The organism is Stutzerimonas sp. KH-1 (assembly GCF_054483855.1).
The window spans coordinates 4,293,820-4,309,802 of record NZ_CM137011.1 but is presented as its reverse complement, the minus strand read 5'-3'; the positions used below and the strand labels follow the sequence as shown (position 1 = coordinate 4,309,802).

Annotated in this window: 11 protein-coding genes and 3 tRNA genes; 7 read left to right on the top strand and 7 right to left on the bottom strand. The window is 64.0% G+C overall.

Features of this window, described 5'->3' with window-relative positions; all coding sequences use genetic code 11:
* Nucleotides 1-40 precede the first annotated feature (40 nt).
* The gene (locus ACX1DW_RS20535) at nucleotides 41-1,336 is read left to right on the top strand and encodes an NAD(P)/FAD-dependent oxidoreductase (protein ID WP_133455606.1); all 1,296 of its coding nucleotides are present in this window, start codon (nucleotides 41-43) and stop codon (nucleotides 1,334-1,336) included.
* A 122-nt stretch (nucleotides 1,337-1,458) separates the two neighbouring features.
* Here ACX1DW_RS20535 and ACX1DW_RS20530 read toward each other — a convergent pair.
* The 6 genes from ACX1DW_RS20530 to rluD form a co-directional block, all read right to left on the bottom strand.
* Nucleotides 1,459-1,534 (bottom strand) — tRNA-Lys (locus ACX1DW_RS20530).
* Nucleotides 1,535-1,539: 5 nt separating this feature from the next.
* A tRNA-Pro gene (locus ACX1DW_RS20525) sits at nucleotides 1,540-1,616 on the bottom strand.
* A 9-nt stretch (nucleotides 1,617-1,625) separates the two neighbouring features.
* Nucleotides 1,626-1,701: transfer RNA gene (locus ACX1DW_RS20520), tRNA-Asn, on the bottom strand.
* Nucleotides 1,702-1,888: 187 nt separating this feature from the next.
* The gene (gene clpB / locus ACX1DW_RS20515; RefSeq protein WP_020305930.1) at nucleotides 1,889-4,453 is read right to left on the bottom strand and encodes an ATP-dependent chaperone ClpB; all 2,565 of its coding nucleotides are present in this window, start codon (nucleotides 4,451-4,453) and stop codon (nucleotides 1,889-1,891) included.
* Nucleotides 4,454-4,625: 172 nt separating this feature from the next.
* Complete coding sequence (pgeF, locus tag ACX1DW_RS20510) at nucleotides 4,626-5,363, bottom strand: peptidoglycan editing factor PgeF (protein WP_208216770.1); 738 nt, start codon at nucleotides 5,361-5,363, stop codon at nucleotides 4,626-4,628.
* Nucleotides 5,360-6,334, bottom strand: a complete 975-nt coding sequence (rluD, locus tag ACX1DW_RS20505) for a 23S rRNA pseudouridine(1911/1915/1917) synthase RluD (RefSeq protein ID WP_063541901.1) — start codon at nucleotides 6,332-6,334, stop codon at nucleotides 5,360-5,362. The genes pgeF and rluD overlap by 4 nt, the downstream gene beginning before the upstream one ends.
* A 203-nt stretch (nucleotides 6,335-6,537) precedes the next feature.
* On the opposite strand from rluD, the gene ACX1DW_RS20500 reads away from it, so the two are divergent.
* The 4 genes from ACX1DW_RS20500 to ACX1DW_RS20485 all read left to right on the top strand — a co-directional run bounded on the left by ACX1DW_RS20500 (nucleotide 6,538) and on the right by ACX1DW_RS20485 (nucleotide 10,931).
* Nucleotides 6,538-7,527, top strand: a complete 990-nt coding sequence (locus tag ACX1DW_RS20500) for an outer membrane protein assembly factor BamD (RefSeq protein ID WP_125867018.1) — start codon at nucleotides 6,538-6,540, stop codon at nucleotides 7,525-7,527.
* Nucleotides 7,528-7,647: 120 nt separating this feature from the next.
* Complete coding sequence (locus ACX1DW_RS20495; RefSeq protein ID WP_110775887.1) at nucleotides 7,648-7,881, top strand: PP0621 family protein; 234 nt, start codon at nucleotides 7,648-7,650, stop codon at nucleotides 7,879-7,881.
* The gene (locus ACX1DW_RS20490; RefSeq protein ID WP_063541895.1) at nucleotides 7,871-9,466 is read left to right on the top strand and encodes a sensor histidine kinase; all 1,596 of its coding nucleotides are present in this window, start codon (nucleotides 7,871-7,873) and stop codon (nucleotides 9,464-9,466) included. The genes ACX1DW_RS20495 and ACX1DW_RS20490 overlap by 11 nt, the downstream gene beginning before the upstream one ends.
* A gap of 127 nt (nucleotides 9,467-9,593) precedes the next feature.
* Entirely contained in the window at nucleotides 9,594-10,931 is a 1,338-nt protein-coding gene (locus tag ACX1DW_RS20485; RefSeq protein WP_458992280.1) for a sigma-54-dependent transcriptional regulator, read from the top strand.
* A 78-nt stretch (nucleotides 10,932-11,009) separates the two neighbouring features.
* Here the strand turns inward: ACX1DW_RS20485 and ACX1DW_RS20480 are convergent, their stop codons facing one another.
* Nucleotides 11,010-12,065 (bottom strand): DUF2333 family protein, encoded by a 1,056-nt coding sequence (locus ACX1DW_RS20480; RefSeq protein WP_063541891.1) that lies wholly within the window; start codon nucleotides 12,063-12,065, stop codon nucleotides 11,010-11,012.
* Nucleotides 12,066-12,279: 214 nt separating this feature from the next.
* On the opposite strand from ACX1DW_RS20480, the gene ACX1DW_RS20475 reads away from it, so the two are divergent.
* Both ACX1DW_RS20475 and ACX1DW_RS20470 read left to right on the top strand, forming a co-directional pair.
* Nucleotides 12,280-13,875 (top strand): response regulator, encoded by a 1,596-nt coding sequence (locus ACX1DW_RS20475; protein WP_133455601.1) that lies wholly within the window; start codon nucleotides 12,280-12,282, stop codon nucleotides 13,873-13,875.
* Nucleotides 13,876-13,985: 110 nt separating this feature from the next.
* Nucleotides 13,986-15,947, top strand: coding sequence for a methyl-accepting chemotaxis protein (locus ACX1DW_RS20470; RefSeq protein WP_458992279.1), 1,962 nt, complete (start codon nucleotides 13,986-13,988; stop codon nucleotides 15,945-15,947).
* The last annotated feature ends 36 nt before the right edge of the window (nucleotides 15,948-15,983 follow it).

Genomic DNA, 15,983 nt, shown 5'->3' with positions numbered 1-15,983 from the left:
GCGCACCGCCCCGATTTCCTTGCAGCTATGAGTCATTCCCATGTCACATCGAATCGTAATCGTCGGCGGCGGTGCCGGCGGGCTAGAGCTTGCTACCCGCCTGGGCAGGACCCTGGGCAAGCGCGGCAAAGCGCGGGTCACCCTGGTCGACGCCAACCTCACCCACATCTGGAAACCGCTGCTGCATGAGGTGGCGGCCGGCTCGCTGAACTCATCGGCCGACGAGCTCAACTACGTGGCGCAAGCCAAGTGGAATCACTTCGAATTCCAGATGGGTCGCATGGCCGGTCTGGATCGCGCAAACAAGTGCATTCGCCTGGAAGCCACGCGTGACGAATTCGGCGTGGAGTTGGTGCCCTCGCGCGCACTGAACTACGACACCCTGGTGATCGCGGTCGGCAGCACGACCAATGATTTCGGCACCCCGGGGGCCGCGGAGCACTGCATCTTCCTCGATACCCGCGAGCAGGCCGAGCGCTTCCACCGTCAGTTGCTCAGCCACTACATGAAGGCGCACGCTGGCGAAAGCGGGCCGCGCGGCATCAATATGGCAATCGTCGGCGCTGGCGCCACCGGCGTCGAACTCGCCGCCGAGTTGCTGCATGCGGCCAAGGAACTGGCCGCCTACGGTCTCGATGGAATCAAGCCGGAAGACGTGAAGATCACCCTGATCGAGGCCGGACCGAAAGTTCTGCCGGCGCTGCCCGAGCGGATCAGCCAGCCCGTGCACCAGACGCTGCTGGACCTGGGCGTCACGGTGCTTACCGGCGCAGCGGTCAGCGAAGTCACCGCCGACGGCCTGCACACCAAGCAGGGCGAGTTCGTTCCCGCCAGCCTCAAGGTGTGGGCAGCCGGCATCAAGGCACCGGCCTTCCTGCACGAGCTTGATGGCCTGGAAACCAACCGCATCAATCAGCTGGTGGTCGACCCGACTCTGCAGAGCACCCGCGACGAGAACATCTTCGCCTTTGGCGACTGCGCCGCCTGCCCGCAGCCGGACAGCGACCGCAATGTGCCGCCTCGCGCCCAGGCGGCTCACCAGCAGGCCTCTATGCTGGCGCGATCAATCCGCAATCGACTGGAAGGCAAGCCACTACCGACCTACCGCTACAAGGATTACGGTTCGCTGATATCGCTCTCGACCTTCTCGGCCGTGGGCAATCTGATGGGCAATCTGACGGGCAATGTCATGCTCGAGGGCTGGCTGGCAAGGATGTTCTACATATCGCTGTACCGCATGCACCAGATCGCGCTGTACGGCATGCCTCGTACGCTGCTGATGATGCTCGGCGACAAGCTCAGCCGCAGTACAGAACCTCGCCTGAAACTCCATTGACGCACCGATGGCGCACCCGCGCGGTGCGCCATCTGGCGAGCACTAAACTAAACTGCAGGCAATAAAAAAGCTGGATGCCCCTGCGGACATCCAGCTTTTCATGCTTGCCAGGCAAGCTCGTATGGTGGGTCGTGTAGGATTCGAACCTACGACCAATTGGTTAAAAGCCAACTGCTCTACCAACTGAGCTAACGACCCAAAAATGGTCGGGGTAGGGGGATTCGAACTCCCGACATCCTGCTCCCAAAGCAGGCGCGCTACCGGACTGCGCTATACCCCGATTGGAATTTGGCTCCGCGACCTGGACTCGAACCAGGGACCCAATGATTAACAGTCATTTGCTCTACCGACTGAGCTATCGCGGAACAACTAACATTCCAGCTCCTTGGCGTTACGTTCCCGCCTCAGAGGCGCGCCATTTTACGGTTCCATACCCTGCTGTCAACCCTAAAAATGCGATTCATGACAACAGTTTGCGTCCGGCTAGCGGCTGCGATCGGCTGATCGGACAACCGCATGGCATTCGCGATGCCATGCGGATTGCCCTTGCCCTCAATCGAAGACGATCTGCTCGCCCTCCACCCGAGCCTTGACGCTGCTGCCCGGGGCGAACTGACCCGCGAGGATCTGCTGCGCCAGCGGGTTCTCGATCCAGCGCTGGATCGCGCGCTTGAGCGGCCGCGCACCGTAAACCGGGTCGTAGCCGACGGCGATCAGCTTGTCCATCGCCTCCTGGCTCAGCTCCAGGCTCAGTTCGCGCTCGGCCAGGCGCTTGCGCAGCCGGCCCAGCTGGATCTCCGCGATGCCGGCGATCTGCTCGCGACCGAGCGGATCGAACACCACCACCTCGTCGATACGGTTGATGAACTCCGGACGGAAGTGGTGCGCCACCGCATCCATCACCGCAGCGCGCTGCGCATCGGGGTCGCCAACCAGCTCCTGGATCTGCGCCGAGCCCAGGTTCGAGGTCATGACGATCACGGTGTTCTTGAAGTCTACGGTCCGCCCATGGCTGTCGGTCAGACGACCATCCTCGAGCACCTGCAGCAGCACGTTGAACACGTCCGGATGAGCCTTCTCCACCTCGTCCATCAGCACGACAGAGTAGGGTTTACGACGCACTGCCTCGGTCAGGTAGCCGCCCTCCTCGTAGCCGACGTAGCCCGGCGGTGCGCCGATCAGACGTGCGACCGAATGTTTCTCCATGAACTCGGACATGTCGATGCGGATCATCGCCTCTTCGGTGTCGAAGAGGAATTCGGCCAGCGCCTTGCACAGCTCGGTCTTACCCACACCGGTCGGGCCGAGGAAGAGGAAGGAACCGCTCGGCCGGTTCGGGTCGGCCAGCCCGGCGCGCGAGCGACGCACGGCATTGGCCACTGCCACTACCGCCTCATGCTGGCCGATGACACGTGTGTGCAGCATGTCTTCCATGCGCAGCAGTTTGTCCCGCTCGCCTTCGAGCATCTTCGACACAGGGATGCCGGTCCACTTGGAAACCACCTCGGCGATCTCCTCGTCGGTCACCTTGTTGCGCAGCAGCTGGTTTTCCTTCTTGCCGTGCTGGTCGACCATCTCCAGGCTGCGCTCGAGGTCTGGGATGATGCCGTACTGCAACTCGGCCATGCGCGCCAGGTCGCCCTTGCGCCGCGCCGCCTCGAGGTCGGCCTTGGCCTGCTCGATCTTCTGCTGGATCTGCGCGGAGCCCTGGACCTCGGCCTTTTCCGACTTCCAGATTTCCTCCAGATCCGAGTATTCCTTCTCCAGCTTGGCGATATCGTCCTCAAGCTTGGCCAGGCGCTTCTTGGTGGCCTCGTCGTCCTCCTTCTTCAGCGCCTCGCGCTCGATCTTCAGCTGGATCAGCCGGCGGTCGAGACGATCCAGCTCTTCCGGCTTGGAGTCGATCTCCATGCGGATGCGGCTGGCGGCCTCGTCGATCAGGTCGATCGCCTTGTCCGGCAGCTGACGATCCGTGATGTAGCGATGGCTGAGCTTGGCCGCGGCGATGATCGCGCCGTCGGTGATGGTCACGCCGTGGTGCACCTCGTAGCGCTCCTTGAGGCCGCGCAGGATGGCAATGGTGTCCTCCTCGCTCGGCTCGTCCACCAGCACCTTCTGGAAGCGCCGTTCCAGCGCGGCATCCTTCTCGATGTACTGGCGGTACTCGTCCAGCGTGGTGGCGCCGACACAGTGCAACTCACCCCGGGCAAGAGCGGGCTTGAGCATGTTGCCGGCATCCATGGCGCCCTCGGCCTTGCCGGCACCGACCATCGTGTGCAGCTCGTCGATGAACAGGATGACCCGGCCTTCCTGCTTGGACAGCTCGTTGAGCACGGCCTTGAGACGCTCCTCGAACTCGCCGCGGAACTTGGCACCGGCGATCAGCGAGCCCATGTCCAGCGCCAGCAGACGCTTGTCCTTCAGGCCATCCGGCACCTCGCCATTGACGATGCGCTGGGCCAGACCTTCGACGATGGCGGTCTTGCCGACACCGGGCTCGCCGATCAGCACCGGGTTGTTCTTGGTGCGCCGTTGCAGGACCTGAATGGTGCGGCGGATTTCGTCGTCACGGCCGATCACCGGATCGAGCTTGCCCTCCTCGGCGCGCTTGGTCATGTCGACGGTGTACTTGTCCAGCGCCTGACGCGACTCCTCGGCATTGGGGTCATTGACCGCCGCGCCACCGCGCAGGTTGCTGATGGCGTTCTCCAGGGCCTTCTTGCTCACGCCCTGGGCCAGCAGCAGCTTGCCCAAACGGGTGTTGTTGTCCAGCGCGGCAAGCAGCACCAGTTCGCTGGAGATGTACTGGTCGCCCTTCTGCTGGGCGAGGCGATCGGCCTGGTTGAGCAGACGCGCCAGATCCTGCGACAGGTTCATGTCACCAGTGGGGTTCTGCAGCTTGGGCAACTGGTCCAGCTCCTTGGTCAGGGCTTGGCGCAGCGCGTTGATGTCGAAGCCGACCTGCATCAGCAGGGGCTTGATCGAACCGCCCTGCTGCTCCAGCAGGGCCTGCATCAGGTGCAACGGCTCGATGGAAGGGTGATCCAGGCCAACGGCAATGGATTGGGCATCGGAGAGCGCAAGCTGAAGCTTGCTGGTCAGACGATCGATACGCATGGATGTTCATCCTCAGGTAAAGCGGGCCGGCACCATGAATCGCGCCTTACAAATAGCCCGCGAGATGGAGCATAGATGAGGATGATTGTTGGAGATTCAAGGCGGATGACATTGATGCAGGTCATGCCGGGACCGCGGAGTCACGCCCCCTGTCGAACCACCAAGCGCAGGCTTAAGGCTCCAGCCAGATCAGGCTGGCGAAGCGCCCCGTGCGTGACGCGCGACGATAGGAATAGAAACGCGGATCGCTGAAGGTGCACAAGCCACCGCCATAGACGGCTTCGACTCCGACCGCGGCCAGGCGAATGCGCGCGAGCTGATACAGATCGGCCATGAAGCGCCCCTCGTTGCGGCTCGGCAGGAATGCCACTGCAGCCGCGGGATGCTGCGCGATGAATGCCTCGCGCACCTCGACGCCCACTTCGAAGGCAGCGGGCCCGATCGCCGGCCCCAGCCAGACCAGTACCTCTTCAGGGCGAAGCGCCAGCGCCTCGAGCGTTGCTTCCAGCACGCCACCAGCCAGCCCGCGCCAGCCCGCGTGCGCCGCCGCGACACGACTGGCGGCGCGGTCGCAGAACAGCACCGGCAGACAGTCTGCGGTGAGCACCGCGCACGCCTCGCCAGGCGCCTCGCTCCAGCTGGCATCGGCGGTGGCGCAAGCACCAGGCGCAGCCCTGACCGCCACGCTGGAATGCACCTGCTCCAGCCAGACCGGCTGACAGCCCAGCGCATCGCGCAGGTGCTGGCGATTCCAGGCCACCGCCGCCGGGTCATCGCCGACATGATCGCCGAGATTGAAACTGTCGAACGGCGCCGCGCTGACGCCACCCTGGCGCGTCGTCACGCAGGCGCGAACGCGGGCCGGTGCCGGCCAGTCAGGCAGCAGCCAATCCGCGTTCCAGCTGGTCACCCGACGAAGGCCTCGCGATCCTGCTGCAGCAGCGTCAGCAGCCAGACGAAGTCGTCCGGCAATGGCGACTCCCACTTCATGCGCTGCCCGGTCACCGGATGATCCAGTTCGAGGAAACGGGCATGCAGCGCCTGCCGCGGGAACTCGCGCAGCGTCTGCACCAGCGTCGGATTGGCCGCCGGCGGAATACGGAAACGCCCGGCGTACAGCGGATCGCCAACCAGCGGGTAGCCGAGGTGGGTCATGTGCACACGAATCTGGTGGGTGCGTCCGGTTTCCAGCTTGACCCGCACATGAGTGTGCGAACGGAAGCGCTCGAGTACGCGATAGTGACTGATCGCCGGCTTGCCCCCCTCCACCACCGCCATGCGCTGGCGCTGCTGGCCGTGACGACCTATCGGCGCATCGACCGTGCCGCCGGTGATGATCACGCCGATGACGATGGCCTCGTAGATGCGGCTGACACTGCGCGCCTGCAGCTGCTCGACCAGTCGGGTCTGCGCCTGCAGCGTCTTGGCCACCACCATCAGGCCGGTGGTGTCCTTGTCCAGACGATGCACGATGCCGGCGCGCGGCACGTTGATCAGATCTGGCACGTGATGCAGCAGCGCATTGAGCAGCGTGCCGTCGGCATGCCCGGCTGCGGGGTGCACCACCAGCCCGGCCGGCTTGTCGATCACCAGAATTTGGTCGTCTTCATAGACGATGTCGAGCGGAATGTCCTGCGCCACCCATTCGCCCTGCGCCTGCTGTTCGGCGCTCAGCTCGAGCACCGCACCGGCATGCACGGTGTCGCGGGGGCGCAGCACGGCGCCATCCACCGTCAGCAGGCCGTCCTTGATCCAGGCCGCAAGGCGTGAACGCGAATGTTCGGAAAAGAGCTGCGCCGCGACCTGATCGAGACGTTGCCCGCCTAGGTCAAACGGCACCTCGGCACGGAGTTGAATGGCCTGTTTGGAGATCGTGGACATACGGCGAGATAGATTCGTCAGAGAGAGGCGAGCGGCATCCGCTGCTGATGGATGCCTGGGGACCGCCGATGGCGGCGCGGCCTTTGGTTTCGGCTACACGCTTGTGTTTAAATACGGCGTCTTTGTCCCGGCGCACCGGGGCGCCCATCATAACAGGACGGCTCCGCGCGAGACAGCCAGCCGTCACAGGGACGCAAGCCGCCATGCAAGTGAAACACCTGCTGCTGATCGCCATTTTCGCCCTTACCGCCGCCTGTTCATCCAACGAAACCGTCGACGAAAACCTGGGCGAGGTCGAGCTGTACCAGCAAGCACAGGCCGACCTGGACAACAAGAGCTATACCAGCGCAATCAGCAAGCTCAAGGCGTTGGAGTCGCGCTATCCCTTCGGCCGCTTCGCCGAGCAGGCACAGCTCGAGCTTATCTACGCCTACTACCGCAACGTCGAGCCGGAAGCCGCGCGCTCGGCAGCAGAGCGCTTCATCCGCCTGCACCCGCAGCATCCGAATGTGGATTACGCCTACTACCTCAAGGGCCTGGCCTCGTTCGATCAGGATCGTGGCCTGCTAGCCCGCTTCCTGCCGTTGGACATGACCAAACGCGACCCCGGCGCCGCGCGTGATTCGTTCAACGAGTTCGCCCAGCTCACCAGCCGCTACCCCAACAGTCGCTACTCCCCCGACGCTAAGGCGCGCATGGTCTATCTGCGCAACCTGCTGGCGGCCAATGAAATCCATGTCGCGCATTACTACCTCAAGCGTCAGGCTTATGTAGCGGCGGCCAACCGCGGCCGCTACGTAGTGGAGAACTTCCAGGGGACGCCCGCGGTAGCCGACGGCCTGGCAGTGATGACCGAGGCGTACCAGCGCCTGGGCCTGGATGACCTCGCCGAGTCCAGCCTGAAAACCCTGCAACTTAATTACCCCGATCACGCCACTCTGGAAGACGGCAAGTTCACTCCCGTCGAGCGCGAAGAAGACACTCGCAGCTGGCTGAGCAAGGCCACACTCGGCCTGATCGAAGGCGAAGCGCCGCGCCCCGACACTTCCCGCGCCAACCGCGACGTGTTGCGCCAGTACGAGAACGCCGCACGTGACCTGCCCGATGAGCTGCGTCCCGTGCTCAAGGAAGTGGAGCAGCAGGAGCCGAAGCGCTCCTGGTGGAGCCGCCTGACTTTCGGCCTGTTCGACTGACTGGACTGACCTGGCGCCGCCCCGACGAGCCCCGCGCACGTCACCGGCGGCGCAAAGGGCCTGGATCGGCCCTGGCTCAAACGATCGCCGGTCGTCACGCTTAAAGGGGAAGGAAACGATATGGGGCTGTTTCGACTGCTGTTCTGGATCGCACTGATCGCCGCCGCCTTCTGGCTCTGGCGGCGCCTGACCCAGAAGAAAGCACCCACCACACAGCAACAGGGCAGCCTGCCAATGGTCCGCTGCGCCCAGTGCGGCGTGCACGTACCGCAGGATCAGGCGCTGCAGTCCCAGGGACGCTGGTACTGCAGCCAGGCCCACCTGGAGCAGGACAGCACGCCTGGTGGGCACTGAAAACCTCGCTTTTCTCGGCGATCAGGGGCGACGCATCCTCCGCCTGTATCACCTCTATCGCCTGACCATCGGCCTGGCACTGGTACTGCTGATAAGCAGTGATCTGCACAATGACCTGTTGCAGATGAGCAATCCGCAGCTGTTCCAGTACGGTGCCTGGCTCTATCTGATCCTGAACATCGTGGTCGCCGTGCTGGTGCAGAACCCTGCGCGTGACCTGCCTGTGCTCGGCCTGGCACTGATGGACGTGATCCTGCTGTCCGGCCTGTTCTATTTCGGTGGAGGCACGCCGAGTGGAATCGGCAACCTGCTGATCATTGCCGTCGCGATCGCCAACATCCTGCTGCGCGGGCGTATCGGGTTCTTTGTTGCCGCCGTGGCAGCGATTGGCCTGATCTACCTGACCTTTTATCTCAGCATCAGCCGGCCTGAAGCCAGCAGCCAGTATGTCCAGGCCGCCGCGCTCGGCACCCTCTGTTTCGCTGCCGCGTTTCTCGTGCAAGGCCTCACGCGGCGCCTGCAGGCGAGCGAAAATCTCGCACGCCAGCGCGCCGAGGACGTCGCCAACCTCGAAGCACTCAACGCGCTTATCCTGCAGCGCATGCGCACCGGCATCATGGTGCTGGGCCCCCAGGAACGCGTGCTGCTGGCCAACCAGGGCGCGCTGCAGCTACTGGGCCAGGACGAGTCGCTGACCGGCGAGCGTCTTGCCCCGCGCTGCCCGGAGTTGCTCAAAGCCCTGCAACAATGGCGCGGCAATCCCACCCTGCGGCCGCAGAATCTCAAGGCAACGCCGGGGGGCCCGACGCTCCAGCCGAGCTTCGCCGCCCTGCAACATGGCAACAAGCTCGACACCCTGGTCTTTCTCGAGGACATCTCGCAGATCGCGCAGAAAGCGCAGCAGCTCAAGCTCGCATCTCTCGGACGACTCACCGCCAGCATTGCCCACGAGATACGCAACCCGCTGGGCGCCATCAGCCATGCCGCACAGCTGCTTCAGGAGTCCGAGGAGCTGGACGGCCCGGACCGCCGCCTGGCGCAGATCATTCAGGACCACTCTCGACGCATGAACCTGGTCATCGAGAACGTCCTGCAGCTTTCGCGGCGCCGGCAGGCCGAGCCACAGTTGCTGGACCTCAAGTATTGGCTGCATCGCTTCGCGAGCGAGTTCCGCCAAGGCCTGACCCCACAACAGACGGTGCATGTGGAAACGATCGGCAGTTCGCTGCAGACCCGCATGGACCCCAATCAGCTGACCCAGGTGCTGACCAACCTGGTGCAGAACGGCCTGCGCTACAGTGGGCAGCAGCATTCGCAGGCGCAGGTCTGGCTGCGACTTTTCCGCGACGAGCAGAGCGATCTGCCGATCGTCGAGGTGCTCGATGACGGCCCCGGCATTGCTGCCGACCAACTGCACAACGTGTTCGAGCCGTTCTTCACCACCGAGAGCAAGGGCACCGGCCTGGGGCTTTACATCTCGCGAGAACTTTGCGAAAGCAATCAGGCTCGACTGGATTATCGCGAACGGCCCGAAGGCGGTAGCTGCTTCCGCATCGTCTTCGCCCACCCGCGTAAGCTGAGTTGAGCCCGCCGCTTGCCGGCAGCGCATCACACATCGACCAAAGCGACAGCCACGGCGACCCTCGGCGGGGTTAACATGCTGCCCTGCCCCTTAGCCGGGGACACCCGCTTCACGAATCAAGAGCAAGACCATGACCGCGCGCCAGAAAGCACTGATCATCGATGACGAGCCCGATATCCGCGAGTTGCTGGAGATCACCCTCGGGCGCATGAAGCTCGATACCCGCAGCGCCCGCAACCTCAAGGAAGCGCGCGAGTGCCTGGCACGCGAGCACTATGATCTGTGCCTGACCGACATGCGCCTGCCCGACGGCAGCGGCTTGGATCTGGTGCAGTACATCCAGCAGCAGCATCCACAACTGCCGGTGGCGATGATCACCGCCTATGGCAGTCTCGACACCGCCATCGGCGCCCTGAAGGCTGGCGCTTTCGATTTTCTGACCAAACCTGTGGATCTCAACCGCCTTCGCGAACTCGTCAGCACCGCCTTGCGGCTGCGCGCACCGGCGGCCGAATCGTCAGTGGACAATCGCCTGCTCGGCAGTTCGCCGCCGATGAAGGTCCTGCGCAAGCAGATCGGCAAGCTCGCCCGCAGCCAGGCACCGGTCTATATCAGCGGCGAATCGGGCAGCGGCAAGGAACTGGTGGCTCGCCTGATTCACGAACAGGGCCCACGCAGCGACAAGCCCTTCGTGCCGGTCAACTGCGGCGCGATCCCTTCGGAACTGATGGAAAGCGAATTCTTCGGCCACAAGAAGGGCAGCTTCAGTGGCGCCATCGAGGACAAACCCGGACTGTTCCAGGCGGCCAATGGCGGCACGCTGTTTCTCGACGAGGTGGCGGACCTGCCGCTGCCGATGCAGGTCAAGTTGCTGCGCGCCATCCAGGAAAAGGCCGTACGCGCGGTCGGCGGTGCGCAGGAAGTGATGGTCGACGTCCGCATCCTCTGCGCCACCCACAAGGATCTGGCCAGCGAAGTGGCCGCAGGCCGCTTCCGCCAGGACCTGTATTACCGTCTGAACGTCATCGAACTGCGTGTGCCGCCACTACGCGAGCGCCGTGAAGACATCGGCCTGCTCGCCGATGCCATGCTGCGCCGGCTGGCACAGGAATGCGGCGACAGCAGTGCCCGGCTGCATCCTGATGCCTTGGCGAAGCTGGAAAACTATCGTTTCCCGGGCAACGTGCGCGAACTGGAGAACATGCTCGAGCGGGCCTACACGCTCTGCGAAGACGACGAGATCAAGGCCGGCGACCTGCGTCTAGCCGACAGCCCGGGCCTGTCGGAGAATGGCGAAGCCAGTCTGGCGCAGATTGATAATCTTGAAGACCACCTGGAAGAGATCGAGCGCAAGCTGATCATGCAGGCCCTTGAGGAAACCCGCTGGAACCGCACCGCGGCGGCCCAGCGGCTTGGCCTGACCTTCCGCTCGATGCGCTACCGGCTGAAAAAGCTCGGCCTGGATTGAACCCAAGCCCAAGTCAGCGTCGAATCAGTCAGACACGACGCTCACCTGAAGCTTGCCGCTTACCGCTTGTAGCTCACCTTACCCCTGCGACAGCAGGTTGCGCAGGTCGATGATCGCCGCGTTGGCGCGGGAGATGTAGTTGGCCATCACCAGCGAGTGATTGGCCAGCACGCCGTAGCCGCTGCCATTTAGCACCATCGGACTCCACAGCGGCTCCTGCGCCGCCTCCAGCTCGCGAATGATCTGCCGTACGCTGATCGTGGCGTTCTTCTTGGCCAGTACGTCGGCGAAATCCACCTCGATCGCCCGCAGCAGATGCGAAAGCGCCCAGGCCTGGCCGCGCGCCTCGAAGAAGACGTTATCGATCTGCATCCAGGGGGTCTCCACCACCTGTTCCTTGACCTGCGGCACGATGCCGGCCCGCTCCTGTTCCGGTGCGATATCGGTGTCCAGCCGCACGCGGCCGACGGAAGCCGAGAGACGTTGGGACAGCGAGCCCAGTCGCGTCGCCGCGTCGCCCAGCCAGTTGTTCAGATTATCGGCGCGGGTATAGAACAAGGCCTTTGGCGCCGGATCGCTCAGCCGTGCCAGATAGCGATCGAGCGCGCGAATGCCGTTGCGATACTCGGATTCCGACGCCGGCAGCGTCCAGCTGCGGTTGTCGAAATTGAACAGCGGCTCGGCCTTGGCCAGGTCCGGATCCTCGGTCGACTGCGATTGCGAGCGAGCGAAGTCCTTGCGCAACGCACGCGCCAGGTCGCGAACCTGCACCAGCACGCCGTACTCCCAGCTCGGCATGTTGTCCAGCCACAGTCCAGGCGGCGCAATATCGTTGCTCAGATAACCGCCGGGCTTGTCCAGCAACGTGCTGGCCACCCGCTTGAGCGTTTCGACCGTGGTGTAGCCGCTGACCAGCTGCAGCTGTGCCGCCTCGGCGCTCTGGCGCGCATGCTGCTGCACAGGGAACAGGTCGGGCTCGCGGCTCCAGTACCAGCCCACGAGCAACGTCACCAGCAAGTAGAGGCCCACCAGAGCGGCGAGGACCAGTAGAAGCGGGTTACCACCCTGACGGGCGGTCCCGGCCGAGCCGTTCGTGCGACCGATACGGGCGAAGCGATTCTTCCAGTCCAACATGTGTTATGTGTCCTTCTCGCGGATTCGGGAGTTCGACCGCAGGTAGCCGGGGGCGTTGCGGAGAGTTTTCTTACTATAACGCAGCGTCCCGCCGTGCTCAGTGTCAAATTGAGAACCACTACCGCGCGCCGCACTTCCAAAGCGCACGGGCGGTGATAGCATGCCGCCACTACAAAGCACCGAGGCAGCGCACCGGGTGCACAGGAATTTCGTCATGTCGGATCAGGAAGAACTCAAGCAGCACTTTGCCCAACGGGTCATTCATCAGGCTCGCGAGGTGCTCGAAGTCTGGCAGCAACTGCAGCGCAGCGAATGGAACGATGGCTACCATACGGCCCTTACCGAAGCGACCTCCCGCCTTCGGCGATTTGCCGACCGCTTCGAGCAGACCGAGCATGCCGAGCTGGCGCTGAACATCGAGGATTGCCTCGGCGACATCAGGGACAACCGCGGCCGCCTGTCCAGCAGCACCATTTCTACGCTCAGCCAGCTGATCTACCGCCTGGCGCGGACCGGCCTGCGCCATAACGACCCGCACAACCAGTCCTTCCTCCCACCGTTGAGCAAACCGGTGTACATCGCACTGCAGGATCAGGAGCGCGCTGAGCATCTGGTGCGTCAGCTGGACTTCTTCAGTATGTCTGCGCAGGCGTTCGGCAATGTCGCGGCGTTTCGCGCCGCCATGCATCGCCGCCACCCTTCCGCCATCGTCATGGAAGTCGATTTCAACGGCCCAGGCGAAGGCCTGCGGCTGGCCGAGCAAATCCAGCAGGGACTCGAGGCGAAGCTGCCATTGCTGTTCTTCAGCCACTGCGAAACGGATACGCCGACCCGGCTCGCCGCCGTTCGTGCCGGCGGTCTGGAGTTCTTCACCGGCACCCTGGATGCCAGCAGTCTGCTGGAGAAGATCGAGATATTCACCCGCACGGCACATTACGAACCGATCCGCGTATTGATCGTCGACGATTCCCGAGCTCAGGCAACGCATACCGAGCGCGTACTGAACAACGCAGGCATCGTCACCCACACCCTGCTGGAGCCGATCCAGGCGATTGGCGCGCTCGCCGAGTTCCAGCCCGACCTGATCATTCTCGACATGTACATGCCCGACTGCCTGGGTACGGAACTGGCCAAGGTGATTCGCCAGCATGAGCGCTATGTCAGCGTCCCGATCATCTATCTGTCCGCCGAGGACGATCTGGACAAGCAGCTCGACGCCATGGGCGAAGGCGGCGACGACTTTCTCACCAAGCCGATCAAGCCAAGCCACTTGATCGCAACCGTGCGCACCCGCGCCACACGCGCGCGAAGCCTGAAGGCGCGCATCGTGCGCGACAGCCTGACCGGCCTGTACAACCACACCCACAGTCTGCAATTGCTCGAGGACGCGCGTTTTCGTGCCCGGCGCGACGACCGTCCGCTCAGTTTCGCGATGCTCGACATCGATCACTTCAAGCGCGTCAACGACACCTTCGGCCACCCCATGGGCGACCGTGTCATCAAGAGCCTCGCGCTGTTTCTCAAGCAACGCCTGCGCAAGACCGATCACATCGGCCGTTACGGTGGTGAGGAGTTCGCCGTTGTGCTGCCCGACACACCCGCCAGCGCAGCCTGCAAGGTACTCGACGATATCCGCCAGCGCTTCGCCGAGATCCACTTCCCCGCGCAACCGGAGGACCTGAGCTGCACCTTCAGCTGCGGCGTGACCGAGCTGACCGCGGATGCCGAGGTCAAGACGCTCACTCAACAGGCGGACGAAGCGCTCTATCGAGCCAAGCACGGTGGTCGCAACCGCGTCGAACGCTACTGAGACAGGGCTCGCCGGCAACACCCGGGGGAGTGGCCCGGGTAACGCTGTCACAAGGCTGACATTAAATTGCCATACCTTTCAGGCCTCTCGATCCATTATGCGAGGCGAGGATGCGCCTGAAGTCGCTCACCACTCTCAATACCCTGTTGCTCGTAGCGGTCTGCCTAGCGCTCGGAGCCACGCTCTGGTGGTCGGAGCGAGCGCTGGAGCGTCCCTACCTGCTGATGGCGCGCTACCTGGGGCTGTCCCAGCAGTTCCAGCATCAGGTCGCAGAGAACATTCACGCCTACCTCGGCAGCGGCGACGCCCTGCGCCATGCCCAGGCGCTGCAGGCCCTCGTCGAGCTGGAGCAGGACATCGGCCAACTGCCCGGCGAACTGGCAGATCAGCTTCGCCCCGGCCTAGAGGAACTGAACCGCTTCAGTGCCGATGACCTGCTTGCTGCCGGCAAGCTGGCAGGTGACCCGCAAGGCCTGCTATTGCAGGCGGAACGGGAGCTGAGCGGCGTCCTTTCGCAGCTGGATGAATACCATAGCCAGGCCAGCCATCCGAGCGCACAGGCGTATCAGGGCCCGCTGTTCGCAGCCGCCCAACAGCTGCAGCGCCTGGGGCACGCCCGGGGCAAGCTGGTGAGCAGCGGTCGCGATGATCTGGCTGGCGAGGTGGAGCAGGTGCTGCACAACCTGGAGCAGGAAGCCGCAAAGCTCGAGGCCCTGCCCTTGCTGGGCGTCGAGGCCGCTACGCAGTCGGCCGCCAGCAGTTTCGCCGCACTGCTGGAGCTGGGCGAGGCCGCAGACCAACACAGCGAAGACCGTGGCATCGCCCTCAAGCGCGAGCTCGCAAGCTTGATCAAGCGCTACCCTGCCGAGCTGCAACGCACCCGCGAGTTGATCCGCCAACGCCGTGCGTTGCTCGACAGCAGCACGCAGAAGATCGCCAGCGTCGAGCAGGCACTGGCCGAATTGGAGCCCGCCGTGCGCGCCGAGCACAGCCGCATCCAGGGCGAGGTGCGCCTGATACAGATGGGCATCATCGCGCTGATACTGCTTATCGCTCTGGCGATCGACCGCCTGCAACGCCAGCTGACCCGCGCCCTTGGCCAACTGGTGCCGGCCCTCTCCAGCTGGGCGAAGGGCGACTTCGCCAGCGCGGTGCGCATCGAGACGAAAATAACTGAAATCACCGACATCGAGACCTCGCTCAACCGCCTGCGCAGCTACCTGCTGGAGCTGGTTGGAACGCTGCGCCAGCAGGCGACCCAGGTTGCAGCCAGCAGCCGCAACCTCGATGAGATGAGCAGCGATCTGCATGACGGAGCCCAGCGCCAGACCGGCGATACGGCGCAGATTCGCGATTCGCTGGGCGAGCTGGAAGCGACCATCCAACAGGTGGCCGATGGCGCTGGAGAAGCGGCTGAAGCGAGTCGCGCCGCCGCCCGGGCGGTGCAGCACGGCCAGCAGGTGATCGGCCAGAGCCTGACCGGCCTGCATGGTCTGGTCAGCGAAGTGCAGGACAATGCCGCTGCCATCGAGCGCCTCGCCGACGAGACCACCACCATCGGCAACGTGCTGACGGTGATCCGCGCCATCGCCGAGCAGACCAATCTGCTCGCGCTGAACGCTGCTATCGAGGCCGCCCGCGCCGGCGGGCATGGCCGCGGATTCGCCGTGGTGGCCGACGAGGTTCGCTCGCTGGCGCAGCGCACCAGCGGCGCCACCGAGGAGATCCAACAGCTGATCGGCCGCCTGCAGCAGGCCGCACGGCAATCGGTCGAGGCGATGCGCAGCCAGGTCGAGCATGCCGAAAGCACCGCGAGTCTCGCCCAGAGTGCCGATCAGGCGCTGGACGAGATCGTCTCGACCATCGCCACCATCAGTCGCATGGCCGAACAGATCGCCCAGGCGACCGCGCAACAGGGCGAGGCGGTGGGCGAGATTCGCGGGCACAGCGAACGCATCCACCAACTGGGCGACGCCAACCTGAACCACATCAGCCGGGGCCGTGAGCAGAGTGCGCAGATGCTACAGCTGGGCAGCGAACTGGATCGTGCGACCCAGGCGTTCAGGTTCTAAAAAAGAAAACGGAGCCTGGCGCTCCGTTTTCCTATG

Coding starts and splice junctions, on each gene's coding strand:
- ACX1DW_RS20535 (WP_133455606.1), top strand. CDS start 41: ATGTCACATCGAATCGTAATCGTCGGCGGCGGTGCCGGCGGGCTAGAG.
- clpB (WP_020305930.1), bottom strand. CDS start 4,453: ATGCGTATCGATCGTCTGACCAGCAAGCTTCAGCTTGCGCTCTCCGAT.
- rluD (WP_063541901.1), bottom strand. CDS start 6,334: ATGTCCACGATCTCCAAACAGGCCATTCAACTCCGTGCCGAGGTGCCG.
- ACX1DW_RS20500 (WP_125867018.1), top strand. CDS start 6,538: ATGCAAGTGAAACACCTGCTGCTGATCGCCATTTTCGCCCTTACCGCC.
- ACX1DW_RS20495 (WP_110775887.1), top strand. CDS start 7,648: ATGGGGCTGTTTCGACTGCTGTTCTGGATCGCACTGATCGCCGCCGCC.
- ACX1DW_RS20485 (WP_458992280.1), top strand. CDS start 9,594: ATGACCGCGCGCCAGAAAGCACTGATCATCGATGACGAGCCCGATATC.
- ACX1DW_RS20480 (WP_063541891.1), bottom strand. CDS start 12,065: ATGTTGGACTGGAAGAATCGCTTCGCCCGTATCGGTCGCACGAACGGC.
- ACX1DW_RS20475 (WP_133455601.1), top strand. CDS start 12,280: ATGTCGGATCAGGAAGAACTCAAGCAGCACTTTGCCCAACGGGTCATT.
- ACX1DW_RS20470 (WP_458992279.1), top strand. CDS start 13,986: ATGCGCCTGAAGTCGCTCACCACTCTCAATACCCTGTTGCTCGTAGCG.